This is a genomic window from Agathobaculum sp. Marseille-P7918, from assembly GCF_964248325.1.
Lineage (GTDB): Bacteria > Bacillota > Clostridia > Oscillospirales > Butyricicoccaceae > Agathobaculum.
In genome coordinates this window covers 222210-247806 of the sequence record NZ_CAXTXI010000003.1, presented here as the reverse complement: position 1 = coordinate 247806, position 25597 = coordinate 222210, and the positions used below count along the sequence as shown (strand labels likewise).

At 57.7% G+C, this 25597-nt stretch carries 22 protein-coding genes and 1 pseudogene; 4 read left to right on the top strand and 19 right to left on the bottom strand.

All coding sequences use genetic code 11. The features are described from left to right. The 5 genes and pseudogenes from ACESSO_RS06420 to ACESSO_RS06400 all read right to left on the bottom strand — a co-directional run. Positions 1-673, bottom strand: a pseudogene (locus ACESSO_RS06420) (hypothetical protein); the annotation flags it as partial. Next, on the bottom strand, positions 670-2055 hold the full coding sequence (locus ACESSO_RS06415) for a YbbR-like domain-containing protein (protein WP_373164230.1): 1386 nt from the start codon (positions 2053-2055) through the stop codon (positions 670-672). The gene ACESSO_RS06415 and the pseudogene ACESSO_RS06420, both read right to left, overlap by 4 nt. Then, complete coding sequence (gene cdaA, locus ACESSO_RS06410; protein ID WP_373164229.1) at positions 2052-2951, bottom strand: diadenylate cyclase CdaA; 900 nt, start codon at positions 2949-2951, stop codon at positions 2052-2054. The genes ACESSO_RS06415 and cdaA overlap by 4 nt, the downstream gene beginning before the upstream one ends. Positions 2952-3050: 99 nt before the next feature. Next, positions 3051-4178, bottom strand: coding sequence for an aminotransferase class V-fold PLP-dependent enzyme (locus ACESSO_RS06405; RefSeq protein WP_373164228.1), 1128 nt, complete (start codon positions 4176-4178; stop codon positions 3051-3053). Next, positions 4175-4414, bottom strand: coding sequence for a DUF3343 domain-containing protein (locus ACESSO_RS06400; RefSeq protein ID WP_373164227.1), 240 nt, complete (start codon positions 4412-4414; stop codon positions 4175-4177). Before ACESSO_RS06400 ends, ACESSO_RS06405 begins: the two co-directional genes overlap by 4 nt. Before the next feature lie 106 nt (positions 4415-4520). Here ACESSO_RS06400 and ACESSO_RS06395 point away from each other — a divergent pair, with 106 nt between their 5' ends. Further along, on the top strand, positions 4521-5726 hold the full coding sequence (locus ACESSO_RS06395; RefSeq protein WP_373164226.1) for an ATP-binding protein: 1206 nt from the start codon (positions 4521-4523) through the stop codon (positions 5724-5726). A 249-nt stretch (positions 5727-5975) separates the two neighbouring features. Here ACESSO_RS06395 and ACESSO_RS06390 read toward each other — a convergent pair whose 3' ends face one another. The 3 genes from ACESSO_RS06390 to ACESSO_RS06380 form a co-directional block, all read right to left on the bottom strand. Next, a complete protein-coding gene (locus ACESSO_RS06390; protein WP_373164225.1) occupies positions 5976-7442 on the bottom strand; it encodes a S1C family serine protease in 1467 nt (488 codons plus the stop codon). Positions 7443-7590: 148 nt separating this feature from the next. Further along, the gene (locus tag ACESSO_RS06385) at positions 7591-9054 is read right to left on the bottom strand and encodes an ATP-binding protein (RefSeq protein WP_373164224.1); all 1464 of its coding nucleotides are present in this window, start codon (positions 9052-9054) and stop codon (positions 7591-7593) included. Between the two features lie 3 nt (positions 9055-9057). Next, entirely contained in the window at positions 9058-9738 is a 681-nt protein-coding gene (locus ACESSO_RS06380) for a response regulator transcription factor (RefSeq protein WP_297274467.1), read from the bottom strand. Between the two features lie 146 nt (positions 9739-9884). Here ACESSO_RS06380 and tsaA point away from each other — a divergent pair, with 146 nt between their 5' ends. After that, positions 9885-10574 (top strand): tRNA (N6-threonylcarbamoyladenosine(37)-N6)-methyltransferase TrmO, encoded by a 690-nt coding sequence (gene tsaA, locus ACESSO_RS06375; RefSeq protein ID WP_373164223.1) that lies wholly within the window; start codon positions 9885-9887, stop codon positions 10572-10574. A 58-nt stretch (positions 10575-10632) separates the two neighbouring features. Here tsaA and ACESSO_RS06370 read toward each other — a convergent pair whose 3' ends face one another. The 8 genes from ACESSO_RS06370 to ACESSO_RS06335 form a co-directional block, all read right to left on the bottom strand. Beyond that, positions 10633-12615: a DUF4914 family protein gene (locus ACESSO_RS06370; protein ID WP_373164221.1), complete on the bottom strand. Its 1983-nt coding sequence runs from the start codon at positions 12613-12615 to the stop codon at positions 10633-10635. Between the two features lie 140 nt (positions 12616-12755). Further along, positions 12756-13937, bottom strand: a complete 1182-nt coding sequence (locus tag ACESSO_RS06365) for a metallophosphoesterase (RefSeq protein ID WP_373164220.1) — start codon at positions 13935-13937, stop codon at positions 12756-12758. Positions 13938-13974: 37 nt separating this feature from the next. Continuing rightward, positions 13975-14760, bottom strand: a complete 786-nt coding sequence (locus ACESSO_RS06360; RefSeq protein WP_373164219.1) for a TIGR00282 family metallophosphoesterase — start codon at positions 14758-14760, stop codon at positions 13975-13977. Positions 14761-14874: 114 nt separating this feature from the next. Next, entirely contained in the window at positions 14875-15834 is a 960-nt protein-coding gene (locus ACESSO_RS06355; protein WP_373164218.1) for a ribose-phosphate pyrophosphokinase, read from the bottom strand. Between the two features lie 47 nt (positions 15835-15881). Continuing rightward, a complete protein-coding gene (locus ACESSO_RS06350) occupies positions 15882-17135 on the bottom strand; it encodes a DapH/DapD/GlmU-related protein (RefSeq protein WP_373164217.1) in 1254 nt (417 codons plus the stop codon). 209 nt (positions 17136-17344) lie between these two features. Next, positions 17345-18064 carry a YitT family protein gene (locus ACESSO_RS06345; protein ID WP_373164216.1) on the bottom strand — a complete coding sequence of 240 codons (720 nt, stop codon included), beginning with the start codon at positions 18062-18064 and terminating at the stop codon, positions 17345-17347. Positions 18065-18161: 97 nt separating this feature from the next. Continuing rightward, a complete protein-coding gene (locus tag ACESSO_RS06340; protein WP_373164215.1) occupies positions 18162-18605 on the bottom strand; it encodes a NifB/NifX family molybdenum-iron cluster-binding protein in 444 nt (147 codons plus the stop codon). Next, positions 18602-19420, bottom strand: a complete 819-nt coding sequence (locus tag ACESSO_RS06335; protein ID WP_373164214.1) for a P-loop NTPase — start codon at positions 19418-19420, stop codon at positions 18602-18604. The genes ACESSO_RS06340 and ACESSO_RS06335 overlap by 4 nt, the downstream gene beginning before the upstream one ends. A 213-nt stretch (positions 19421-19633) precedes the next feature. On the opposite strand from ACESSO_RS06335, the gene ACESSO_RS06330 reads away from it, so the two are divergent. Beyond that, entirely contained in the window at positions 19634-20128 is a 495-nt protein-coding gene (locus ACESSO_RS06330) for a hypothetical protein (RefSeq protein WP_373164213.1), read from the top strand. Next, positions 20085-20561: a DDE-type integrase/transposase/recombinase gene (locus ACESSO_RS06325; protein WP_373164212.1), complete on the top strand. Its 477-nt coding sequence runs from the start codon at positions 20085-20087 to the stop codon at positions 20559-20561. The genes ACESSO_RS06330 and ACESSO_RS06325 overlap by 44 nt, the downstream gene beginning before the upstream one ends. 702 nt (positions 20562-21263) lie before the next feature. Here the strand turns inward: ACESSO_RS06325 and ACESSO_RS06320 are convergent. From ACESSO_RS06320 to ACESSO_RS06310, 3 genes are all read right to left on the bottom strand, one after another. Beyond that, a complete protein-coding gene (locus ACESSO_RS06320) occupies positions 21264-22262 on the bottom strand; it encodes an ATP-binding protein (RefSeq protein ID WP_373164211.1) in 999 nt (332 codons plus the stop codon). A 3-nt stretch (positions 22263-22265) separates the two neighbouring features. Then, a complete protein-coding gene (locus tag ACESSO_RS06315) occupies positions 22266-23192 on the bottom strand; it encodes a DnaD domain protein (protein WP_373164210.1) in 927 nt (308 codons plus the stop codon). 132 nt (positions 23193-23324) lie between these two features. Then, positions 23325-25448, bottom strand: a complete 2124-nt coding sequence (locus ACESSO_RS06310) for a polyribonucleotide nucleotidyltransferase (RefSeq protein WP_373164209.1) — start codon at positions 25446-25448, stop codon at positions 23325-23327. Between the last annotated feature and the right edge of the window lie 149 nt (positions 25449-25597).

Below are 25597 nucleotides of genomic sequence, written 5' to 3'. Positions count from 1 at the left end.
CGCCAAACTGGATGTTACTCTCTGTGTCCAGCGCACCACCGCGCCAGAACGCATCGACCGCGCGGTCGCGCGCATCCAAATGAGGCTTGGCCTTTTTGACGATATCCACCGGCGCGCCGTGCGCGGCCAGCGTTTCCAGCACGGTATCGCACAGAGGGTCGCCGATGCGCGTGGTCAGCTTGCCGTCCGAATACGCACCCGCACCGCCTTCGCCAAACTGGATGTTACTCTCTGTGTCCAGCGCACCACCGCGCCAGAACGCATCGACCGCGCGGTCGCGCGCATCCAAGTCGCCGCCGCGCTCCAGAACAATCGGCGCATAGCCGTGTTTGGCCAGCGTATAGGCCGCAAACAGACCCGCAGGACCCAGTCCTACTACCACAGGCCGGTGTTCCAGCCGCTTGCTGCCGCAGGGAATCGCGGGTTTTTCATCGGGTTTATAACGCACGAAGGGCATTTGCAGTTTTTCTGCAAATGCCTTTTCGTCCACAGGCGCGTCCAACCGCACCGAATATACGCGAAAGATTTTTCCGCGCCGCGCATCAATGCTCACACGGTACACCGCCGCCTGCGCATCGTCTGAGGCAAGACCGGTCAGCCGTCTTGCCTCGGCCAGCGCCTGTTCCTCCGGCGCATCAAACGGCAGGCGGATATTGCTCACCATCAAGCTCATGTACCGTCTCCGCCTTCCTCCGGCGGCACCGCATCGGTATCCGCACCGCCGCCCTGTGCCATATCCTCGCCGCCGTCCTGTGTCGTATCCGTTGCTTCCGGCGGCGTTACAGTTTGCTCACCGCCCGGCCCGGTTATCTCAATTTCGACCTCCACATCGCCGCTGACCAGCGTTACACCGGAAGGCAGGCCCGTGGCGGCCACAATGCCCTTGACCTTATGTGTACCCAAGCCGAGCGACACGGAATCAAAGGTCAGTCCGATTGACAGGCTGTTGATATCCACCTGTTTCAGCGCACTTTCACTGCCGCGCAGCTCAATCTCAACCGATTCGGTCAGCACGCTGACGGAATACGGCGTCTGCGACTGCGCAGTGTCGGTCGGCACGAATTTGGTTACCTGTATTTTGCGGGTGGAAACATCCTCCTGCTCCTTGACGCTGATGGTCACCTCTGCAGTCGAAGGCTGGCCGTTGTCCAGCCGCACCCCTTCTGGCAGCGGAATTTCCATCTCCACAGGAACGCCGGTGCGCACGTCATCCAAAGCAATCGTACCGAGGTTGATCTCCGTGATGCCGGCAAGCGTTTTCTGATCGCCGATAAGCGTGATGGAAGACGGATTGATGCTCACATTCACCTGTTCTTCCTTGAGTGTTTCCCCATCGGTCAGCGAAACGGTCAGCGGCACGCTCTCCACAGGATAAATCGGCACGCGCACGGTAACCGTATCGGTCTGGCACGTCACATGTGTGCCTGTGATGGGTTCGCCCGCGTCGTTGTACAGGGCAATGCTGCAATCGCCGGTAAAGGTGGAGGACTTGCCCGTCACATCAATCGTACCGTATGCGTAAGCAACTTCCTTCAGCTCGGCCTCCGGTCCGGAAATCGTGACCTCCTTAGTCGTGGTCGGTTCGGGCGTACCCGGCCGGCTGCCGTCCGCCGCGGTACCCGTGGTTTCCACACGGACAGGAACGGTTTCGCTCGTTACCTTATCCACCAGCACGCGCACGGTCGACGGTTCTGTACCCGTGGAATCGACGTTATAGCTTCCGGTGGTGATCTGCGGCGTCAGCGCATATTCGCCCGCGCCGTCCGTAATCCCCGAAACGTCAATGGTTGCAGACACCTTCTTGCGAAACGTGCTGTCGGTGATCTCGTTGTTCGGGCCTTCCACTCTCACGTCGATGGTCGTCGTATACTCAATTACCGAAAGATTGTAGTTGTTCATCAGCTGCTCCGTGCCGGTCAGCTTGACCGGTACATCGTGGATGGTGGTGGGCTTAATCGGGTTTTCGATATCGCGCACCACAATCCACAGAACGAACGCGAGCAGGATGGACAGCAGGCGCAGCCAGATATCATGCTTTTTCATGAACTGCTTCACTTGCCCGCACCTCCCTTCCAGATATTCCGAAGGGAAGAGATGCCGCGTTTATCCGACTTATCCGGCTCGAGCAATTCGGATTCAAGCACCTTTTTGAGCACCTCTGGCGACAGATGCCGTTTGAGCATACCACCGATAGCAACCGAAATCGCGCCCGTTTCCTCGGAAACGACAACCAGCACACTGTCGGACGATTCACTCATGCCGACCGCCGCGCGGTGGCGCGTACCCAAATCCCGTGACAGGGTCTGGCTGCCCGAAAGCGGCAGCACACAGCCGGCCGCATAAATCTTGCCCGCACGCATGATCAGCGCGCCGTCATGCAGCGGACTGTTCTTAAAGAAGATGTTTTTGAGCAGTTCGGGCGACGGGTCGGCGTCCAGCAAAGTGCCGGTCGCGGCGATCTCTCCCAAACGCTCCTTGCGCTCAAACGCAATCAGCACGCCGGTTTTGGTCTTGGACATATCCGCGCAGGCCGAAACCGTTGCGTTGATGGCCGCCTCAATCTCATCGGGGTCGTTCGCCGGAACGAGCAGACGGCTCAAATTGCCCTTGCCAAGCTGCTCGAGCAGACGACGCAGCTCCGGCTGAAAGATAATCACCAACACGAACGGCGCATAGTATACCGCCGTGCGCAGGATATAGGAAATCGACGTCAGTCCGAACCAGCTTGCCAGCAGCATCACGAGCGCCAGCACAAGAATGCCCTTGGCCAGCCGTGCCGCACTGGTATCCTTGAGCAGCTTCATCATGCGGTAGATGATGTAGGCTACAATCAGAATATCGACCACGTCCATCGGCCCTGCGGTCTGCAAGGATGCAATCCCGCTCTTGAGCGATGAAAGCAGGTCGAAATTCTGAAGGGGCGGAATGAAAATGTTTTGAAAAGCCTCCATAAAGCCACCTGTCCTGTAAATTCGCAGCCTTTCTCCGTGCGAAAGGCAGATTTTTTCCTTCATTATACTACCACAAATCCCGTCCCCTGTATAGCGTATTCACAGATTTTTTACGGTTTGGCACAGCAGCTGGGCTGCGTGCTCCAGCTGGTGCGGGGTCGAATAAAACGAGAGTGAAAAGCGGATGGTACCGCTTTCCTCCGTGCCCGCAGTGCGGTGCGCAAGGGGCGCGCAGTGCAGGCCCGCACGCACGGCAACACCCTGCCGTGCAAGCGTCTCCGCAACGCCTTCGCAGGTTGCGCCGCGCACGCGCACGGACAAAACGCCCGTTTGTTCGGGATGGGAAAAGCACTCGATGCGCTCTTCTTTTTCCAATGCGCGGACAAATTCGCGCAGCAGCCGTCGCTCGTGCGCCAGAATGTTTGCCGGCCCGACCGACCGCACAAACGCCAGCCCTGCCGACAATCCCGCGATGCCCGGCACATTCGGTGTGCCGCTCTCAAGCGCATCCGGCAGAAAGTCCGGCTGCCGCATTTCCTCCGACCGGCTGCCCGTGCCGCCTGCGAGCAGCGGACGTGCCGTAATCCGGTTGTCAAGCGCGAGCAAAATCCCCGTGCCCTGCGGGCCGTACAGGCCTTTGTGCCCCGGCATACAGACCGCTGCAAGGCACGGATGCCGCCGCACGTCAATATCGATAACGCCTGCGGACTGCGACGCATCCAGAATCAGCGGCACGCCCGCCGCATCCAGCAGCGCGGCGATTTCTTCCACGGGCGCGGCGTAGCCGAACACATTGGACACATGATTGAGGATAAACAGCTCTGCTCCGTCCGCAAGCGCCTGCTTTGCCCGCTGTACCATCGCCTCCTCGTCCCACAGCGGCGTATCGAGCACCACCGGTTGCATTCCACGCAGCACAAGCGGCCGCATGACCGCGTTGTGTTCGTAGCCGCCGACCACAACGCGCGTCTCGGGCTGCACCAGCGCATGAATCGCCAGATTGAGCGCGTGCGTAGCGTTCATTGTGAACACCACGCGCGCCGGGTCCTGCACGCCGAACAAGGCGGCCGCCTGTTCCCGGCAGGCGTACACGGTTTCTCCCGCGCGCATCGCAGCCGCGTAGCCGCCGCGCGCATAGCCGGCCGCCGCGTGCATGGCGCGACGCATCGCTTCATCCACCGCGCGCGGCTTGTGCAGCGTGGTCGCTGCGTTATCCAAATAAATCATACGCTCGCCCCCTCGTCCGGTATGACACGACAGGGCGAGATGCCGAGTTGCCGCAGACGGCGCAGTGCCTCCTCGGACTGCTGTGCGCTCACGCGCACTGCCCACCCGCAGGAATCCGTGCGCGCATGCCGCGGCGGGCGCACCACCTCGCCCGGTATTCCCATCTGTCCCAAATGGCGCCGCAGACCGAGCGCTTCGGTTTGGCCGCGGCATATCAAAAGAGCATATTGGCTCATTGCTGACTCTCCCTCCAACATAGTCTACCCTCATGCTATGTTGAAAAGCGCGCCGAAGTGTGCTATGCTGATGCTGCACAAAAATTCACCCCGGGAGGGAATGACTATGGAACTTACCGCTCTTTCTCTGCGTCTGCACGCACTTTCCGCGCTGCGCGGCCTGCAACAGCACCCGCTTGTGCGCGCATGTACGGAAACGCTGGACTATCTCAGCGACGCAAACGCAGAATGCTTTGCCGATGCCTACGGCGCGCTGTGCGCCGCGCACTACGCCTATCAGGATGCATCGCAGGCATTACTGAATGCCGTCCACTATGACGTTAACACTCTGACCGACACGCTCGCGGCTCCCGCGTCCGCGCTGCTGAGCGCGGCGACGCTCGACATCGAGGCCCTCAATGCGCTGCTCGCCCTTGACGGCACTGCACTCAAAACCGCCGCGGCAGGACGATATAACGCGCCCGCGCTGTTGACTCTGCCGGACTTCCCCGCCTCCTCTCCGCTGCCCTTCCGGGACGGCGCAGCGCTGGCCAGCTACTATCGTGCACAGGGCTACGGTTTCTTTGCGCAGTCCTCGGCCTTTGCCGTGCAGGACGACGGTACCGTCGCGCCGATTGTGCATCCGGACGCCATTCGCCTGCATGACCTTCCCGGCTATGAGCGGCAAAAGCAGCAAATCCTCAAAAATACCCGCGCCTTTCTCGACGGGCGCGAGGCCAACAACATCCTGCTGTACGGCGACAAGGGTACGGGTAAATCGTCGACCGTCAAGGCTGTGGTCAACGAGTATGCCGAGCGCGGCCTGAAAATCATCGAAATGTCGCCGCGGCACATCACCTGTTTCCCGAAAATCTTTGCGGAAACACTGCGCTCACCGTTCCGCTTTATCGTTTTTCTGGACGACCTCACCTTCAGCCGTGAGGATGACAACTTTGCCGCGCTCAAGGCGTTCATCGAGGGCGGTCTTGCGGGTAAACCGGCCAATCTGGTCATCTATGCGACCAGCAACCGCCGCCACCTCATCCGCGAGAGCTTTGCCGACCGCGAGGGCGACGAGGTACGCGTACGCGACAGTCTGGAAACCGTCACCTCGCTGTCCGACCGTTTCGGTCTGGAAATCACCTTCTCTGTACCGGACAAGGACGAATATCTGTACATCGTCGACCAGCTTGCGGCAGAAAGCGGTCTTGTACTGCCCGAAGAGCAGCTGCACATGCTTGCTGAGCGGTTCGCGCTGCGCCGCAACGGACGCTCCCCTCGCACCGCACGCCAGTTCATCAGCCAGCAGATGGCCGAAAAATACGAAAAGTAAGCGCAAGAACAGGCGCCCTGTCGGGAGCCTGTTCTTGCGCACTATCCTCCGCGCCGCAACACGCGCATATAACAGAAAAGAACCGCCGAATGGCGGTTCTTTTCATAAAAAGCCCGGCTCCGCCGGACTTTTTATACAGGGCAGCAATTTTGTGTGTACGCTTACGCGCAAAATCGCGAAAGGGCTGTGTCCGCGCACTGCGCGGCACAGCCCCTCTCGATCAAACCTGTACGGTTCGAACGAATATTTTTACCATCCGAAGTACGAGAACGGATTCTGGTACTGCGAACCACCGTTGCCGTACTGACTGCTCTGACTGTTCTGACTGCTTTGCGCCGCCGGGTCATCGCCCTCAAGGTCATGCGCATCGGTCAGCGTCACAGTCAAATTGAGCGTCTTGCCGGTCGAAATGCGATAAACGGTCAGCGTCAGCTTATCGCCAGCCTTCATGTCTTCCTTGATTTCATTGATATCGTCCATGGTTGGGGTCGGCGTACCGTTGACTGCAATGATAACGTCGCCCACCTGCAAACCTTCGCTGGCCGCCTTTGCGCGCGAATCAATAGTTTGCACCTGCACACCCGAGATGCTGCCGTCTGCCGACTCCACATTGTATCCCGAAATGCCGATGGACGGGCGGCCTGCCACATAGCCGTTGGCAATCAGTTCGTCAACGACCTCCTTGGCCGTGTTAATCGGAATGGCAAAGCCCATGCCCTCGACCGAAGCCTCACCAAAGCCGCTGCTCGACAGCTTAGCGGAGGTAATACCAACGACCTGACCGTACTTGTTGATCAGCGCGCCGCCCGAGTTGCCGGGATTGATGGACGCATCAGTCTGAATCAGAGTCATCACGCGGTCGTTGATGGTCACGTCACGATTGATAGCGGAAATACGGCCGCCAGTAATCGTATTGGCAAACTGTACGCCGCCGGGCGAACCGATAGCGTAAGCATATTCACCGGGCTGCAATTCATCCGAATCACCGAATTCCGCAGCGGTCAATGTGTCCTTCGGTTCCACCTTGAGCACCGCAAGGTCGGTCTGCTCATCCGTACCGATGATCGTGGCATCGTACTGCGTGCTGTCGCTCAGCTGCACAGTCACGCTCTGTGCACCCTCCACCACATGGTTGTTGGTGATGATGTAGCCGTCCTCACTCATGATGACACCCGAACCGGAACCAACTCCGCTTGCGGTGGTCGCAATAACCGAAACAATCGACGGGCTGACCTTTTTGTAAATTTCCTCACCCGCCAAACCGTTGACCACATCATAATTATCCGGATCGAGATTCGGCGTCTCATTCAGCTGCACCGTAGGCAGGTCGCCTGCCTGTGCGCTTGCTTTCACTGCATTGCCGTCGCCCGTATACACCATGTGTCCAATCAGCGCGCCGCCCGCAAACAGCAGGCACGCCGCTGCAACGCCGCCGAGGCCAATTGCAATCGCCTTGCCGTGCTTTTTCTTCTTCGGAGGCTGCGGCTGCTGCGCCGCACCCATCGGATCCTGCGCATACGGTGCGCCGCCATACGGCTGCTGCTGCGTCGCCTGATGATAGGCGGGATGCTGTACCGGCGTCTGGTACGGCGTGCGCGGTTCGCTATACTGCGTTTCTGTTGCCGGCTGTTCCATGGTGGGCTGCTGCGATTCCTTATGCTCATCACCGCGTGATTCCGGCGTCATGTTATTATTGTTATGATTAAAGTCATCCATTGTTCTGACCTCCCTATCGATTTTGTGATTTTATTCTAATCCGTCATTGTGGCGGTTTGTTGAAAACAATATGAATATTTTTTGAACAAGCGCAGACAGACCGCCCATTTTTTCGCACACAATGCGCGACAAGCGGACGGTCTGCTGTTCATTTCTGAGTGTTTTTCGTGCTGCCCGGCAGCTGCTGGGGCGCCAGCGGCAGCGTAAAGGAAAATTCGGTTTCGCCGCCGTCCGACCGCACAGAGATCTCGCCTCCGTGCAGATTGATGATATTCTTAACGATATACAGGCCCAGTCCCGCACCGGTTTTGTCCATGGAACGCGAGCGATCCGCTTTGTAGAATCGGCCAAACACATGCGGCAGATCCTCCGGCGAAATGCCGATACCGGTGTTGGTGATGGCAAACGCACAGAAGCCGTTCTCCGGATGCGCCCGCAGGCACAGCCGTCCGCCTTCATTGATGAATTTCACCGCATTATCCACCAAATTATACACTGCGCGGTACAGATGATCGCGGTCGCCCATGACCATCAGGCGATCATCCAGATCGCACTCGACCTCCAGATGTTTTTTCTCAATTTTCTGCTCAAAGGACAGGATAATCTGGCTGGTCATTTCGGAGAAGTCAAACGGAGCCGGGTTCAAAATCAGTTCGCCCGACTGGATTTTGGCCGCGTCCAGCATACGGTTGACCATGCGGGACAGGCGGCGCGTCTCCTCCGCAATGATACGCAAATATTTATCGCGCTGCTCGACCGGGATGGTGCCGTCTATCATACCGTCAACAAAGCCGCCGATTGTGGTCATCGGAGTCTTGAATTCGTGACTGACGTTGGAGATAAAGCCGCGCGTCAGCTCCTCGAGCTGGTCGAGGTCGCGTGCCATATTGTTGAAGGATACCGCCAGTTCGTCAATCTCATAGCAGTGGTTATCCTCCGGTACACGCACATCGAAATTGCCCGCAGCAAACTCTTTTGCCGCCGCCGCAATCACCTTGAGCGGCCGCGTCATATGCTGCGACAGGATGAAGGATATCACCAGCGCCACCGCCAGCGTAATGAGCAGAATGAGCACCAGCGTCTGTGTGGAATGACGCACCACACCTGCCGCGGTCGCGTCCTGCGTATAAACAAAGACCATCGCGTTGGTTTCGCCGTCATCGCCCGACACGCGCGTGCCGACCGTGTAGCTCGACCGATCGCCCAGCACGCCCAGCTGACCGACCTCTGCATAACCGCCCGTCTTGCGGATCTGCTCGGTCACCTCCTGCGGAATCATCCAGCCTGTCACCTTGGCTGCTTCACCGTCCGGTCCGGCAATCATCTGAATGACACCGTCTCGGTCGGTCACATAAACCGTGATAGCGTCCTCCTTGGCCACCGTGCTGATGGACAGCATATAGATTTCACGAATCACATCGGAATCCGTGCCGAGCATCAGCCTGGTCTGCTCTGCCAGACTCTGCACGGTCGTGCGCAATTCAGTCTGCTTGGTTTGCAGCGCATAATTGCCCATCTGGTAATAGAACACACTGCCCGCTATTGCAAATGCACACACAATCAGCAGCAGGTGCGTGACATAGTTTTTAAAGAAAAAGCTGCGTCTGCCCATAGTTTACTCCTTGGTCTCGAACTTATAGCCGACGCCCCAAACGGTTTTGACCTCCCATTTATCCGAAACGCCCTCCAGCTTTTCGCGCAGGCGCTTGACATGTACATCCACCGTGCGGGTATCGCCGAAATAGTCAAACCCCCACACATCGTCCAGCAGCTGCGCGCGCGTGAACACACGATTCGGGCTGGAGGCGAGATAATACAGCAACTCGATTTCCTTAGGCGGCGCGTCCACACGCTTGCCCTTGATAATCAGATCATACGCCTGCTTGTCAATCACCAGATTGTCAAACGTCAGCTTTTCCGGCGCATCGTCCGGCGCCATGCGGCGGAACACCGCACGCACGCGCGCAATAACCTCCGGCATTTCGAGCGGCTTGACGATATAATCGTCCGCGCCCATCTCCAAACCGGAAACGCGGTCGGCCGTCTCACCCTTGGCCGTCAGCATAATGATCGGCACATCGCTTTCCGCGCGAATCTCCTTACAGACCGCCCAGCCGTCCATCACCGGCATCATCACGTCCAGCAGCAGCATATCCGGCTTTTCGGACTTCCACATTTTGATGCCCTCCACACCGTTTGCCGCTTCGATTACCGCATAACCCTCGCGCTCCAGGTACAGGCGCAGCAGTTCGCGGATATTTGCTTCGTCTTCGACGATGAGTATCTTTTTCGCCACAGTTTACCCCTGCTTTCTCATCAGTATGTTTCCATTATACCGCTTTTCCGTGCCGAATGCATTAACAATCTGTAAAAGCGGGAAGAATTGCGCGCCCGACGCGGACATGCTATACTGATAGCATCAATGTCAAAGGAAGGTCGTTTATGTCCCAAACTGTCCCCATGCATATTATCGCGCGCATCCGCAGCGATTTTCCAACCAAATTCGGCATCCCGCGGCAAAGCGGGCTGGCCGACGCGCCCGCGCGCATTGTGTTTGAGCGTGAATACCGCAACGCGGACGCGCTGCGCGGCATTGAGGGTTTCTCCCACCTATGGCTGATCTGGCAGTTCTCCGAGGCCGTACGCGACAGCTGGTCGCCTACCGTGCGCCCACCCAAGCTGGGCGGCAACCGACGCATGGGCGTGTTTGCCACACGCTCTCCTTTTCGGCCTAACGCAATCGGACTGTCCTCCGTGCGGCTCAATCGGGTGGAGCTGCACACACCGGACGGGCCGGTGCTGCACGTTTCAGGCGCCGACCTGATGGACGGCACACCGATCTTCGACATTAAGCCCTATCTGGCCTACACCGATGCACATCCGGATGCCACGGGCGGCTTTGCCCTGCAAAACCGCGACGGCGTGCTGCAAGTGTGCTGCACAGAAGAACTGCTCGCCCGCCTGCCTGCCGGACGGTGCGACGCGCTGCTTGCCATCCTTGCCCAGGACCCGCGACCGGGATACCAGCATGAGCCGGGCCGCATCTATGGTTTCCTGTTTGCAGGCTGCGAGGTGCGTTTTTCGGTTGAAGGCAACACCCTGACCGTACACGATATCATCTCTACCTCATAACACAGCAAAAAACCGCTCCCGTTGGGAGCGGTTTTTTTGTTTCTGTTTTATCGATGGATTACAGATTGGTTGGAGTAATCGCTTCAAAATCCTCGAGTGTGCCATGGTTCATGAAGCAGTCGATAATCTGCTTGCCGCGCGGGTCAAGCTCAGGCGTATCGAACTTCGCCAGCTCTTTGCGGAAGAAGTCGGTCAGAATCTTCGCGCCTGCGTCGTAACCGTCCGTACCGACACGGTCCTGCGTTTCGACGCGCAGGTACTTGGAGCGGATGCGCTGACCGTCGATGGTCATATCCTTCATCGCATAGCCGAGCATCGGGCAGCGGGCGGGTTCGAGGTGCTCGCGGCGGATCTTTGCGCCGCCGTGACGCGCCAGATACTCGCGGGAGATCCACTCGGCCGCAAAGCCGACCTTGTAGACACCGATGTGCTGGTTCGGGATGAGCACATAACGGGTATTCGGGCTGTTCATAATCTGCTCCAGCAGCAGGTTCGCCTGCTTGACGCGCAGACCGGTGGCAAACGGCCAGTAGGAGCCAACGCCCTCGCTCTTGAGTTCATTGCCGGTGACAATCGAGGGATTGTTGAAACCGCGCGGCGCCACCAGACGCCACAGCCATGCCAGTGCGGGCGGGATGATATGCATCATGCCCATGATGCCGTAGTTCGGGTTCTCGCGGGTCGAAGGAGGCATACGAACGCCGAACGAGCGCACGTCAATCTCCACCGGCTCCTTGACAATGTGCGGCACATCCCAGCGCGGTACAATCGCACGCGGGTTGGAGCAGGGCTTACCGTTGGAATCGAGCGTATGCTCCCAGATGAGCAGCGTTGCACCCGGATGGCCTTCCATATTGAAGAAGCAGAGCGGCTCCTTCGGCTCAGTGCAGATGCGCTCGTACACCGGGTCGCAGCCGTAGTGCGTTACGCCGTCCATGCGCAGGAACCAGCCATCCTCACCGTCGACCAGCACCAGCTTGCCGGAATTGTTCTGCAGCTGCGGATAGCAGGTCGCCATATCGTCGCAAACCGGCTCAATCGAGCAGGTTGTGCCCATGTTGAGGTAGGTTTCCTCACCGGTAACCGTATTCTTGGAGAGCAGCACGCGGCCGTCCGGCTCGCGCGCGATGTCCTGCAGCATTTCGCTCTTGCCGCCGCCGGACGCACCCTCATGCATGATGACCATCTCGTTCTCGTACGGAGTCACCAGACGGCCGCAGGACGTATGGCAGGTAGTCCAGCCTTCCTGCTCTCCGATATCCAGCAGCACCGAGTAAACGCCCTTCTTGGCGGACGGGCCGGGATAGAGGTTGTAAGAAAATACTTCGTGGCAGTCATCCAGACGGTTGTGTACAACCACCTGCTTGCCCTCAAAATGGGTGTGGCGGAACGGCGGCGCGACATAAACGATGGCGCGCGGCTTATAGCCCTCGCTCTCCTCGGCATTGACAAAGCCCTGCAAATGCGCCAGCGCAAACGCAAAGAACGCGCACTGCTTGGGGCAGACCAGCATGGAGCCGTAACCGTAGATATTGCCGCCCGAATTAAAGGGCATCAGGATCAGCTCCTGCGTCTTGAACCATTCCATAGTCTCGCGGCGCAGGTCGGCAAAGGGATAGCCGTATACATCTGCAAAGCGCTTTTTATCGGTCGGCTTGTCGTCTGCAATACGCATGCAGTCCGGCTCGCGGCGGCGCATATAATCCTCCACGAAGTTGACCGACGCACCGTTCTTGCAGCGTGTCACGTCCGCTTCCTTGACCGGACCTTTGCCCGGCACGTCAAAGACAACGTCGTACACATCGGCATGCTCCGGGCCGAATACCATGTCGTACAGCTCCGCCTTGCTGGTCGGAACCGACACACCTTTACAGTTTTCGAGCACATCCTTCAGCTCGTCCGTGAAAGTAAATTTGTTGAGCAACGGGTTCATCTGTTTGTTTCCTCCTTTCACACCGCCGGCGCCCTTCCCAAGCGTCCATCGGTGTGCCTGCTGCAAGGCCTCATCACCATCTATGCAATCAGGCCAATTGTTGTTCATTTATAGCATACTGCAAAACAGGGTGTCCCGTCAACAAATTTTCGCATTTTTGCAAGTTATTATACAACTTCTTGCAAAATGTACAAAAGACCCCTTCCCTTTTCGCTGTTTTTCCCACGTGGACGCTTGTCCTCCGTGCATTATTCCGAAAAATGCACAGAAATGCAGACCACCTCGCTGCGCGTACCAACACGCATATCCGGTCCCCACACGCCAAGGCCGCTGGTTACGATCGAAGCCATCTCTCCAACCTGCTCCTGACCGCAGGCGTTGCCCCACAGCAGACGCATAAACAGATTGCCCGGAAACAGCTGTCCGTCGTGGGTATGTCCGGACAGGTCAAGGTCTGCACCCGCCTGTGCGAGCGCCTCCAGCTCTTTCGGTTGATGGTCGATGACAAAGATCGGCCGAGTCGGATCGAGCGGATCGATAAGCTCCGCCGGACTCAGCCGCTCGGCCGCCAGTTTTTTGCTGCGCGCCGGGTCGCACCTGCCGACCAGCTGCACACCGTTTGGCAGCGTCACCGCACGATCCTCCAACAGCGTTACATTGCCTTTCTTCAAAAACTCCGTCATGCGCGGATCGTTTTTGTTCTCGTCCGCCGTGTCCCAGGTAAAACCCGCGAGAATCGGCTCGGACAGATCGTGGTTGCCCCAGCAGGCGTAGGTTCCGTATGTACTGTCGAGCGACGCCAGCGCCGCCGCAATCCGTTCCGGTTCGGGAACGGCCTCGTATTCGTTATCAAAAATGTCTCCCGCAATCACAACCAGATCGGGCTGCATGTCATTTATCTTCTCGACCGCCCGCTCGATATACGCCGGATCGGTACTATATCCCAGATGGAGGTCAGCCAGTAACGCGACTGTCATATCCTCGCCTGCGCCCTGCAGCATCACATCGTAATCGGTCACATACAACCGTTTGGCATGCGCCATGCCGTAAAAACTGACCATGCACACCAGTACAAGCGCGATACCGCCCTGCACGCGCCGCACCTGCTGCATCTGCTCGAAATCTTTGCCCCGCACGCGGCGTATCACAAACAATGCCAATTCGACTGCCAAAACCGCGAGCACCAGATACAGCATCCAGCCAAACCAGTAGTTGCCGACCTGCCGCAGAAACTGCCGCAGCGGATACGGCGACTGAACCAAAAAGCCGGTCAGCGGCGCGGATGCCACCAGCGCATAAAGGACGATGAACACCGCGCGGAACGCCTTTGTGCCGCACAGATGATGGCACGCGCCCGTCCAGCGCAGTACCCAGCGCGCCAGATACACATTCAGCAGGATATAAACCGGGGCCAGAAAAATCGCAATCATACGCCGCCCTCCTTTCCGACAGATAGATACTCCGTCTTTACGGCTGCGCGCAGCGCTCCCAAACGCGGGTGACCGAGGTGCATTTACCGTCCCGGCCAAGCTCAAACACCGCGCCCGACAGCGCGCAATCGCCCGGTGCAGTCTTGAAATACTCGGTCAGGTCGCCGCGAAACATCGCAATCGACTGCTCCACCCGCACGCCAAGCACGGACACAATCGGGCCGGTCATACCCAAATCGGTGATATAGCCCGAACCCTTTGGATTGATCCGCCCGTCCGCGGTCTGCACATGGGTGTGCGTACCCCAAACAGCGGCGCAGCGGCCGTCGAGATAATACCCCATCGCAAGTTTTTCACTGGTTGCGTTCGCGTGGATCTCCGCCAGCGCGATGTCGTATCGTCCTTCGGCCTCGCGCAAAATCTTATCCGCGCACAAAAACGGGTTGTCAGGTCCGTAATGCATATCGCACCGGCCGATTAGGTTCATGACCAGCAGACGCAGGCCTTGCGGGCCGTCGTAAATCCCCCAGCCCTGTCCCGGACTTTGCGGAGCCAGATTGGCCGGACGCAGAATATCCTGCCGTTCATCCAGATAAGCCGCGATCTGCTGTTTGGCAAACGCATGGTTGCCAAGCGTAACCACATCCGCCCCTGCGGCGAAAATATCGTCCGCCTGCTTGGGTGTGATGCCGCGTCCGGCAGCATTTTCCCCGTTGACGATCACAAAATCCACGCCGTGCGCACGTTTGACACGGCGCAGCAGTGCGTGCAGCGTATCGATACCGGCCTCACCGACCACATCGCCTACCGTGAGAAGTTTCATGCCTGTTCCTCGCTTTTCCGTATTTTTCCGGCCGCCATTCGCTGCCGGATAGAGAAAGAGGGCGGACGAGCATCTGTCGTCCGCCCCCCAAAATTGTCAAATCATCCGTCTGTCTCAGTCGAACAGTGTCGATACCGAAACCTCTTCATAAATGCGCGCAATGGCTTCTGTGAGCACCGGCGCTACCGACAGAACCTTGATCTTGTCCAGCTTCTTCTCGCTCGGCAGCGGAATGGTATCCAGAATCGCCATCTCCTTGATCGGGCTGTTCGCAATCCGCTCGATTGCCGGACCGGACAGCACGCCATGGGTCGCACAGGCGTAAACCTCGGTCGCACCGCCCTTTTCCACCAGCGCGTCCGCCGCATGCACCAGCGTACCTGCCGTATCGATCAGGTCGTCTACCAGGATGCACTTTTTGCCCTCGACGTTGCCGATGATGTTCATGACCTCGGATACGTTCGCCTTGGGACGGCGCTTGTCAATGATGGCAAGCGGCATGTCCAGCTTTTCGGTAAATTTGCGCGCACGAGTAACCGAACCCAGGTCGGGAGAGACGATAACCGTATCATCCGTACCCACGCCGAACTTGCCCGCAATATACGGAATCAGCACGGAAGAACCGAGCATATTATCCACCGGGATATCGAAAAAGCCCTGAATCTGCGCAGCATGCAGGTCCATGGTGAGCACACGGTCTGCGCCCGCCGCCGTGATAAGGTTTGCAACCAGCTTGGCCGAAATCGGATCGCGCGCCTTGCTCTTGCGATCCTGCCGCGCATAGCCGAAATAAGGGATAACCGCCGTGATGCGGCCGGCAGATGCACGCTTGCAGGAGTCGATCATGATGAGCAGCTCCATCAGATTGTTGTTGACCGGACCGCAGGTGGACTGTACCAGAAACACGTCCGAACCACGCACGGACTCGGAAATGGAAACCGAGATCTCGCCGTCCGCGAAGGTGGAAATCGCCGCTTTGCCGATCGACAGGCCGAGCGCGGACGCAATCTGCATTGCCAGTGCGGGGTGAGAGTTGCCGGAGAAAATTTTAATATTTTTTCCGTGAGAAATCATTGGTAAGCCTCCGTCATAATGATAAAATTTATCCCGTTTTTCTATCTTTACTTTTTATTTTGCTCTTTTTCATGCGCCTCGCGACGGCGGTCGTTCCAGCCCTCAAGCGTGGTCTGCCGCGCACGGGCCACCGCCAGCGCACCCGCCGGCACATCCTTGGTCACGGTAGCACCGGCCGCAGTGAACGCGCGATCGCCCAGCGTGACCGGCGAAACCAGATTGGTATTGCAGCCGATGAAGCAATCGTCGCCGATGACAGTCTGGTACTTATGATACCCATCGTAGTTGACCACAACCGTGCCGCAGCCGAAATTCACCCGCTCGCCGACGGTTGCGTCGCCGATATAGGTCAGATGGGACACCTTGGTGCCGTTGCCGATGGTGGACTTCTTCAGCTCGACAAAGTCACCGATGCGGCAGCCGTCGCCCACCACGCACTGCGGGCGAACATAGGCAAACGGCCCAACCGTAGTGTGTGCGCCAATCTTGGACTCATACACCTGCGAATTGTTAACCGTCGTCCCCGCGCCGATCTCCGCCTTTTCCAGAATGGAGTTTGGACCGATGACCGCACCCGCGCCCACCTTGCAGCCCGGACGGATATGGCAGCCGGGCAGAATGGTTACGCCCGCCTCAATCTCGGCGTCCGGCGCAATATAGGTGTTTTCCGGATCGAAAATCTGTACGCCCTTGTCAATCAGCGCAAAGTTGACGCGACCCACCATCGCACGGAATGCGATATAGGCCGATCCGCCGTCGCAAATTTCGACGATCTCATTGGTGACAGCAACGCCCTTCTGCGCGCCTGCGGACACTGCTGCGGCAACCAGCGTGTCCAGCGTATCGCCGCCCGACGCCAGCGCTTTTTTCAGCATCTCATAGGTGAACATCGCAGCCAGACAGTGCGCATCGCGCGGAATGGGCTGCCCCTCCGCGTCAAAGCCCTGTTGCTCCGCCACCAGCACGCTCACGCCGTAGCCGGTCGTCACATGCGTCTCGACCAAATGCGTCAGCGCGTCGTCCTCGGTCAGTACGAACGGCGCAGCAACTACAAGCACATGTTCGCTCTCCGGCAGATTGGCGAGCGCTGCAAAACGGTTGCCCTCCGTCAGCGCAATGCTCTCCGCACCTGCCAGCGCTGGCTCCCGGTCGTCATGCACAAAGTAGCACGCATCCACGGCGTCAGGCAGTTCATCCCGCACCGTATCGCCCGCCGTACCGAACAGCACCGGACGCGCATAGGCGGAAAAACCGCCCTCGTCAAACAGGCCGCCAACCAAGGCGGCGGTAATCTTATCCATCGCAGAAAATCCTTCCGTTTCCGTGGGGTCGCGACGCCCCGTTTTCGGTTATAGATTTATTATACAACACCCCTGTATAAAAAGCATCAGCATTTTTCGATAAATTTCCTTGCATCGCAAGATTATTTTCGCCGTTTGCTGACAAAAGGGCTGTCCGCCAAACGCGAACAGCCCTGCTTTTTTCCCGCGTGAACACAGGAGCGACTCTCTCAGCCCTCTATCTCAACCTCGGCCTGTAGTCCCTGAGGGTCTACAACCATCTCCTGCTCCGCCTGCAGCACCGCCACCGCACGCAGCATGCGAATGCGCGGAATGAGCGGCAGATACGCGTTATACAGGTTGACAAACCGCCCTACAATCAGCGCGGAAACCACCGTGCCAACGCCCAATCCGTTGATACCGCGGAAGAAAACAAAGGACAAAATCAGTGCAATGATAACCAGTGTCACGTCGAACGCAATTTTGATCGAACCGAAGCGCTTGCCCGTCCGGTCGGCAATCGCCCCCACAACGCCCTCGCCCGGCACAAGCAGCGCATCCGGCGCAACCTCTACACTGATGCCGAAGCCTAAAACCGCGCAGCCCAGCACCAGCGCCACAATCTTGACCGGCAGCGAAGAAGGCTCAAACCACCACAATGCTTTCATGCCGACATCGATAAACGCGCTGAACACCAGATTGACCACAATCTGCAAAAACTGAATTGGCGGGAACCTGCGTCCGCGCAAAATCACCTGAGCCGCAATGAACAGCAGATTAAACACAAAAGTAAACTGCCCAAGCGAGGGCGCAAACCGCAGACTGAGCACATACGGTACGCTCGAAATAGGCGAAGTGCCGAGCGCCGCCTTCGTGATGATAGCCACGCCGAACGCGTTGATGATGACGCCAATGGTAAACCACAAATACCGATAAACTAACTTCCTCATTTTTCCTCCCGATACTCCAAAGGGTTATGACCGTCCGCCCCCTTTCGGACGATTCCGTAAAAACGAGGCGTCCCGCATCGGACGCCCCGTTTGTTTTTCAGTTCTCTTCCTGTCCTTCCGGGATCTGCCGCAGAATTTCTATCGGGCCGCAGCCAGCGCACTTGGCGCAGTCATGCATGCATGCCATCGGATCGTCCGGGTCTTCCTCCCGCCCGATCTCGAGCAGCGCCGGATCGCCCTGTCTTTCACCCACCAGAAATTTTGCAACCGCTTCCTCAGCCGAACCTTCGCAGCCCGGCACAAGCAGCACGCCGATCATCTCCAGCGCGTTGCGTATGGCGAGTCCCAGCGCGCCGCAAATGAGCACATCAATTTTTTCCATGCTCGCCAGCTTGAGCAAATCGGTCGTACTGGTTCCCTCTACAGAAGCCAACCGCTTGCCTGTCGGGTTTTGTCCCTCCGCGCTGACAATCAGAAACGAGCGGCACTCGCCCAGATTTTTGGCGATCTGCCCGCCGTCATATGCTACGCCGATATTCATCGAAGGCCCTCCACCGTCTTGAGCGCACCGGAAAGCGCGTCAGGCAGCTTGGCATCCTCGATTTTGCCCGCGTCCACTGCAGCGGCCAGCTTGGGGTCAATCGGCAGCTTGGCCAGCACAGGCAGGCCGTATCCCGCCGCTACCTCGTCCACATGGCTTTCGCCAAAGACTGTAATGTGCTTTCCGCAGTCCGGACACTCCAGATAGCTGTAGTTCTCCACCACGCCGATGAGCGGAATGTCCATCATTTTCGCCATCTTAACTGCCTTACCCACGATCATGCTGACCAGATCCTGTGGCGAAGTAACGACCAGAATGCCGTCTACCGGCAGGGACTGGAACACGGTCAGCGGCACGTCGCCCGTACCGGGCGGCATATCGACGAACAGAAAATCCACGTCGTCCCATATTACGTCCGACCAGAACTGCTTTACCGTTTCTGCGATGATAGGTCCGCGGTAGATAACCGGGTCATCCTCGTTCGGCAGCACCAGATTGATCGAAATCATCTGCACGCCGCCCTCACTGCGCGCGGGCAGAATGCCCTCCTCGCAACCTTCCAGCTTGTCGTGCACGCCGAAAGTCTTGGGGATGGACGGACCGGTGATATCCGCATCCAGAATGCCGCAGGTATAACCCTTGCGCGTCATACCGACCGCGAGCATCGAGGTCAGCAGGCTTTTGCCCACACCGCCCTTACCGGACACAATGCCGATGACCTTTTTAACCGAAGCCGCGGGATTTGCCGAGACCTTCAGGCTCTTTTCACCGCCGCAGCCAGCAGAGCAGGATTCGCAGTTATGCGAACAACCCATACTACAACAACTCCTAACATATCTTTACTCGCCTTTTTTTAGTATACCGCATTGCTTTCTCTTGCGCAAGGGGCAATCCGACTGCGCACAACAGGAAAGTGTAAGAGTACAATACATCTTGGACAGTTGAATAAAAAAGGAATGAAGGATAGGGCCACATCGGTTAAAGTTGAGTTGCGACACTTAACTTGACGAGAGGGGGCCATATCCTTCATGAGCAAGAGTATAACACAGGACATGGCGTATCGGCAATCTCTAATGAAGTACGCAGAGAAATACGGTGTGAGCCGTGCCAGCCGGAAGTACAACAAGAGTCGGTCGTACATCTACTTCTGGAAGGCTCGATGGGATGGCACGGTGGAATCCCTGGCCTGTCAGTCCAGACGTCCCCATAGCCATCCAAATCAGCATACGGAGACAGAACTGAAGCTGATTCGGGATATGCGCCGCCGCAATCCCAACCTCGGCATGGTGGAGCTGTGGCACCGGCTGCGGCTGCGAGGCTATACCCGCCGCCCGGAGAGCCTGTTCCGAGTCATGCGCAAACTTGGACTGTTTCCTGCTGCTTCGAAGAAAAAAGTGTATAAACCAAAGCCTTACGAGCAGATGACCTATCCAGGTCAGCGTGTTCAGGTGGACGTGAAGGTGGTGCCCCGCAAGTGCATTGCTGACCCAGAACTGCGCCTGTTTCAGTATAACCGCTATTGATGAGTTTACCCGCCTGCGATTCCTGGCTGCCTATTCTGAGCAAAACACCTTTTCTTCTGCTGATTTCCTCAAAAAGTTGTTCAAGTGGTACGCCCGCCGAGGTATCCGGGTAGAGTGCGTGCAGACGGACAATGGCTTTGAGTTTACCAATCGTTTCTCCAACAGCAGACGGGATCTGCCCACCCTGTTTGAGGTCACCGCTGCCGAGCTAGGCATCCGGCATAAACTCATCCGTCCCTACACACCACGACACAATGGCAAGGTGGAGCGTAGCCACAGGGAGGATCAAAAGCGTTTCTATTCTTCCCACTGCTTTTACTCCCTCCAAGACTTCACCAAGCAGCTTGCCGTCCATAACCACCGCTCCAACAACTTTCCCATGAGGCCTCTGGGTTGGCTTTCTCCTTTTGAGTTCTCTGTCCAATATGTTTGACAAACCTACACAATCCGACTGCGCACAACAGGAAAGCGCCGCCGTCTCGTCGGGGGAAACGAGACGACGGCGCTTTGCCCATTCACTACACAGATTTGAAAAAGGGGGTAAAAGAGAAATAAAAGATCGGTAGGCTGTCGATTCGGGATTGCGGCTTCCCTCATCGACATACTTAGTATACCCCATGCAGCGCGGGAAAGTGTGAACAGATTATAAATATGCTGTGAAAGAATTGTTTCCTGTCTGTTTTTCCGTAAACATGGGAAACGCCCTGTTTTCCAAAAGGGGGAATGGAAAACAGGGCGCACGCCAATGCAAAATGAAAAAGAGGATAAAAAGAAAAGGTGAAAGAAAGAAAACATAATGTAAAAAGGGGGTATCGGTTGGGATGGTGTCTTTCCCTTCCGACAATCATAGTATAGCGCACGCGGGCCGAAAAAGTGTGAACAGCTTTTGAACAGACTTTGAAAGGTTTATGACATTGCCCGCGCCGCCAGAAGAGCGGGAAAAACCCCCGGTCCATGGGGGAAATGGAACCGGGGGGTTTTCGCTCATTTCACAAAATAAAGGGGGGTAAAAGAGAAATAAAAGATCGGTAGGCTGTCGATTCGGGATTGCGGCTTCCCTTATCGACATGCTTAGTATACCCCATACAGCCAGGGAATATGTGAATAAACTTTGAACGTGCTGTGAAAGAATTGTTTACATTTTCTTTTGCTTTTTCATCAGTCGAATATCGTCCCCGAAAAAGCGCAGCGACACAAACTCACCCAACAGACGCGACGCCACGGCGGGCGAATATTTTTCCGCCAGCGCCTCCGGCGGCAGGTTGGTGTTGACAATCATCGGCCGCCCCGCCATCAAGCGGTTGTTGATAAGGTTATACAAAGCAGACACCGTAAATGCCGTGCCCATTTCGGTTCCCATATCGTCAATGATAAGCAGATCGGCGCGCTCATAGCGTGCCGCGCGCTCGGCCGCGGCCTCGCCGTCGCCATTGCCGAATTTTATCGTCTCATACGCCGCGACGATATTGATTGCCGTATCATACGCCACTGAAAATCCGCGCGCGGCCACCGCCTCGGCAATACAGGACGACAGGAAGGTCTTACCCAGCCCGGTCGAGCCATACAGAAGCAGATTGGGCGAATGCGCACCGAATTTTTCGGCATATGCCTTACACTCATCCAGATTATACTCCATATTTTCCCGCGGAGACAAACCCAGACGCGCGTCCGGTCGGGTGGAATAGTAATCCATACGGAAATGCGCAAAATTCTGGTCGCGGATAGGCAGCACTGCGGACAGCTGCTCGCGCAGCAGAGCGGCATACCGCGCTTTGACGCATTCGCAGGTTGCGCTGCCTGCATAACCCGTGTCGCCGCACTTTTCACACATCGGTTTTTCGGTCAGATAATCCGCATCCAGTCCCATGCCGCGCAGCAGTTCCGCACGCTCGGCCTGCAAAGCCAGATTCTGCCCGCGCAGCTGCTCGATGGCTGCGGCCGGGTCGCCGCCTGTATTGAGCGCCGCGCGCAATACCGATGCCGCCGTCTGCGACAGCGTGCGATCGATTGCGCGAATACGCGGCTCTCGTGCATATACCTCACGCCGACGCGCCTCAAATGCTTCACTCCGCGCTGTGCGCTCACGTTCCAGCTCACGCCGCGCCGCCGCCAAAAGTTTTCTGTCGTATCCCATGGCTTATTCCTCCGTTTTGCGGCGATGACTGCGCACGCGCGCCGCCCAGTCTTGTTCCCACGCGGCCAGCGTGCCGGGATCGGTCGGCTGCGCCGGGGTCTGTCCGACCGCCGCCCGCGTCTCGGGTTCGAGCGCGGTGATTTCACTGACCGTATGTACACCCGCCTCGTCCCAGCGACGTAAAATGCCCAGCGTGTAGTCCAGACTCTTGTGTCCCTGCTGCTTGTCCGTGCGACGAACCGCCAGTTCGATCGCCTCGGGCGGGAAGCCGTGCGCGAGTGCAAAGCGGCACACGCGCTGTTCCTTGGGTGCAGGCTGCGCCGGGTCTGCGCCGAGTGCCTTGTAAACCGCCTCACTCAACGGTTTTTCGTTTGCCTTACGTGCCAGATACTGCTGCGCCTGCTGCGCGGAAACCACCCCCATATCCGCCCACAGATAGGTTTCGCGTCGGATGTCGCTCAGCCGTACCACGCCTTTTTCGCCCTTGAGATAGGAAAGAAGCTCAATAATCGCGCCCGCGGACAGGCCAAGGTGATCGTAGGCCGTCAGCAGACAGCGCAGCTGTCCCTCGGTCAGGGTGCGGCCGAGCACGCTCTCCGCACTGTCGCAGACCGCCGCAAACTTGTGGTCGTCCAGCCGTGCGCGGCGCAGTTCGTCCGCCGTGTATTGCGGCGTATCCGAAGGTTTGTCCGCTTGCGGCGGCACAGCAGGCGTGACCAAGCCGTTGAGCGTGAACGCCGCGCGCTCATATCGCTCCTGCGACAGATGCAGCGCACGCGCCGCGGTTTTTCCGTCCGCGCTACCATGCCGCAGAACATAAAGATACAACAGCGCCGCGTCGCCGTCCGCAGCGGCAATCAGCTTGTCCAGCATGTCACAGCGCGCGACACGCAGGTCGCCCTCAGGGAGCGATACGGAGGTCTGGGCCATCGGTTCATTTCCTTTCCAAATCGGGATTGTTTTTTATTATAACACACGCTGTATATGCGGGGCAAATGGAAAAGGGGCTCCGGCGCATTCGACTGCCGGAGTCCCTTGTATTTCTATCTTTGCAAGATGGAATTACTTAACCTTTTCCTCTTCCTTGACGTCCTTCATGGACAGGTTGACACGGCCCTTGTCATCGATCTCCATGACCTTGACCCAGACCATATCGCCTTCCTTGACAGCGTCCTCCACCTTTTCGATGCGGTGGTCCGCCATCTTGGAGATGTGCACCATGCCGTCCTTACCCGGCAGCAGGTTGACGAACGCACCGAAGTTCATCAGGCGCACAACCTTGCCGTAGTAGATTTCGCCCGGCTCCGGCTCCTTGACGATCGCTTCGATCATCTTCTTGGCCTTGTCCGCATCGGAAGCCTTGACCGCCGCGATGGTGACTGTGCCGTCATCCTCGATATCAACCTTCGCGCCGGACTCGGCTACGATATTCTGGATCACACTGCCGCCCTTGCCGATAACCTCACGGATCTTATCCGGATGGATGTGCATGGTGGTCATCTTGGGCGCCCACTCGGACACATCCTCACGCGGTGCCGGGATGGCCTTGAGCATAATTTCATCCAGAATGCCGTAACGTGCCACGCGGCACTTCTCAAACGCTTGCTTGATGATGTTCGGAGTCAGGCCATCAACCTTGATATCAACCTGAATGGCCGTGATGCCCTTCTTAGTGCCGGCAACCTTGAAGTCCATGTCGCCGTAGAAATCCTCCACGCCCTGAATATCGGTGAAGGTGGTCTCCTGACCGCCGTCGGTGATAAGACCGCAGGAAATGCCCGCAACCGGCGCCTTGATCGGCACGCCGGCGTCCATCAGGGCGAGAGTCGAGCCGCAGACCGAGCCCTGCGAGGTCGATCCGTTGGAGGAAATGACCTCGGAAACCAGACGCAGCGCGTACGGGAACTCGCTGACCGGCGGGATAACCGGCAGCAGTGCGCGCTCGGCCAGCGCACCGTGACCAATCTCACGACGTCCGGGGCTGCGGGACGGGCGGGTTTCACCGACCGAGAAGGACGGGAAGTTGTAATGGTGGATATAACGCTTTTCGGTCTCTTCAAAGATGGTATCCAGCTCCTGCGCATCGCCCAGCGTGCCCAGCGTGCAGAGCGTCAGCACCTGCGTCTGGCCGCGGGTGAACATACCCGAACCGTGCACGCGCGGCAACACATGCACCTCGGCTGCCAGCGGACGGACTTCCTCCATGCCGCGGCCGTCGACGCGCTTGCCGTTTGCCAGCCAGCGGCGCACAATCTTCTTTTCCAGCTTGTCCACGCACTCAGCGAGGTTTGCACCATGCTCTTCCTTGTATTCATCGGAGAGAGTAGCCTCAAACGCATCGACGATTTCGCGCACGCCTGCATCGCGGACGGTCTTGTCGTCGGTATCCATCGCAACCTCGAACTTGTCGTTGCACTCTGCCTCAAGCTTGTCGAACAAGTCATGGTCGATGTCGTGATGCTCATACTCGAACTTCGGCTTGCCGATTTCATCCTTGATGCCCTGAATGAACGCGCACATCTTCTTGAGCTCCTCATGCGCTTCCATCAAAGCGTTGAACATGTCGTCCTCGGGCACTTCCTTCGCGCCCGCCTCGATCATGACAATCTTGTCCTTGGTTGCGCACAGAGTAACGTCCATTTCGGACTGCTTGCGCTGCTCACTCGTCGGGTTAATGACGGTCTTGCCGTCGATGATGCCGACCTGGCAGCCGGCAACAACGTAGTCGAACGGGATGTCCGAAATCGAAACCGCGATGGACGCGCCCAGCAGGCCCACTACCTCGGGAGAGTTATCATAATCGTTTTCCAGCACCGTGCAGACGATAGACACGTCATTTCTGAGGTCCTTCGGGAACAGCGGACGCATCGGGCGGTCAATCTGGCGGGACGCCAGAATCGCGCGCTCACTCGGACGGCCCTCGCGGCGCATAAAGCTGCCCGGAATGCGGCCTACTGCGTACAGGCGCTCCTCAAAATCAACCGAGAGCGGGAAAAAGTCGATGCCGTCGCGCGGCTTGGCCGATGCAGTCGCGGTGACCAGCACGGCGGTGTCGCCATAGCGCACCAGACAGGAACCGTTGGCCAGCTGCGCCATCTTGCCGGTTTCGACCGTCAGCTTGCGGCCGGCGATCTCGGTTTCAAAAACACGATAGTTTTTGAAGTCAAAGTGGTTGATGTTTGCCATGTTTTTTCCTCCTTTTTTGTGTTGCGGAGGGCGGCTCATCCCTTTTTTAGCACTTGAAGCAAACACGGAAAACCCGGCTCCGGCTCTGCTTCAACTGCTAAAAAGCGGTTTTGCCGCCTTCTTTTTGAAAACAGAAACAGGGGAGCAGA

Coding starts and splice junctions, on each gene's coding strand:
- ACESSO_RS06335 (WP_373164214.1), bottom strand. CDS start 19,420: ATGGGTTGTTCGCATAACTGCGAATCCTGCTCTGCTGGCTGCGGCGGT.
- ACESSO_RS06360 (WP_373164219.1), bottom strand. CDS start 14,760: ATGAAACTTCTCACGGTAGGCGATGTGGTCGGTGAGGCCGGTATCGAT.
- ACESSO_RS06370 (WP_373164221.1), bottom strand. CDS start 12,615: ATGAACAACAATTGGCCTGATTGCATAGATGGTGATGAGGCCTTGCAG.
- ACESSO_RS06315 (WP_373164210.1), bottom strand. CDS start 23,192: ATGGCCCAGACCTCCGTATCGCTCCCTGAGGGCGACCTGCGTGTCGCG.
- ACESSO_RS06390 (WP_373164225.1), bottom strand. CDS start 7,442: ATGGATGACTTTAATCATAACAATAATAACATGACGCCGGAATCACGC.
- tsaA (WP_373164223.1), top strand. CDS start 9,885: ATGTCCCAAACTGTCCCCATGCATATTATCGCGCGCATCCGCAGCGAT.
- ACESSO_RS06345 (WP_373164216.1), bottom strand. CDS start 18,064: ATGAGGAAGTTAGTTTATCGGTATTTGTGGTTTACCATTGGCGTCATC.
- ACESSO_RS06310 (WP_373164209.1), bottom strand. CDS start 25,448: ATGGCAAACATCAACCACTTTGACTTCAAAAACTATCGTGTTTTTGAA.
- ACESSO_RS06405 (WP_373164228.1), bottom strand. CDS start 4,178: ATGATTTATTTGGATAACGCAGCGACCACGCTGCACAAGCCGCGCGCG.
- ACESSO_RS06395 (WP_373164226.1), top strand. CDS start 4,521: ATGGAACTTACCGCTCTTTCTCTGCGTCTGCACGCACTTTCCGCGCTG.
- ACESSO_RS06340 (WP_373164215.1), bottom strand. CDS start 18,605: ATGAATATCGGCGTAGCATATGACGGCGGGCAGATCGCCAAAAATCTG.
- cdaA (WP_373164229.1), bottom strand. CDS start 2,951: ATGGAGGCTTTTCAAAACATTTTCATTCCGCCCCTTCAGAATTTCGAC.
- ACESSO_RS06365 (WP_373164220.1), bottom strand. CDS start 13,937: ATGATTGCGATTTTTCTGGCCCCGGTTTATATCCTGCTGAATGTGTAT.
- ACESSO_RS06385 (WP_373164224.1), bottom strand. CDS start 9,054: ATGGGCAGACGCAGCTTTTTCTTTAAAAACTATGTCACGCACCTGCTG.
- ACESSO_RS06330 (WP_373164213.1), top strand. CDS start 19,634: ATGAGCAAGAGTATAACACAGGACATGGCGTATCGGCAATCTCTAATG.
- ACESSO_RS06350 (WP_373164217.1), bottom strand. CDS start 17,135: ATGGATAAGATTACCGCCGCCTTGGTTGGCGGCCTGTTTGACGAGGGC.
- ACESSO_RS06320 (WP_373164211.1), bottom strand. CDS start 22,262: ATGGGATACGACAGAAAACTTTTGGCGGCGGCGCGGCGTGAGCTGGAA.
- ACESSO_RS06355 (WP_373164218.1), bottom strand. CDS start 15,834: ATGATTTCTCACGGAAAAAATATTAAAATTTTCTCCGGCAACTCTCAC.
- ACESSO_RS06400 (WP_373164227.1), bottom strand. CDS start 4,414: ATGAGCCAATATGCTCTTTTGATATGCCGCGGCCAAACCGAAGCGCTC.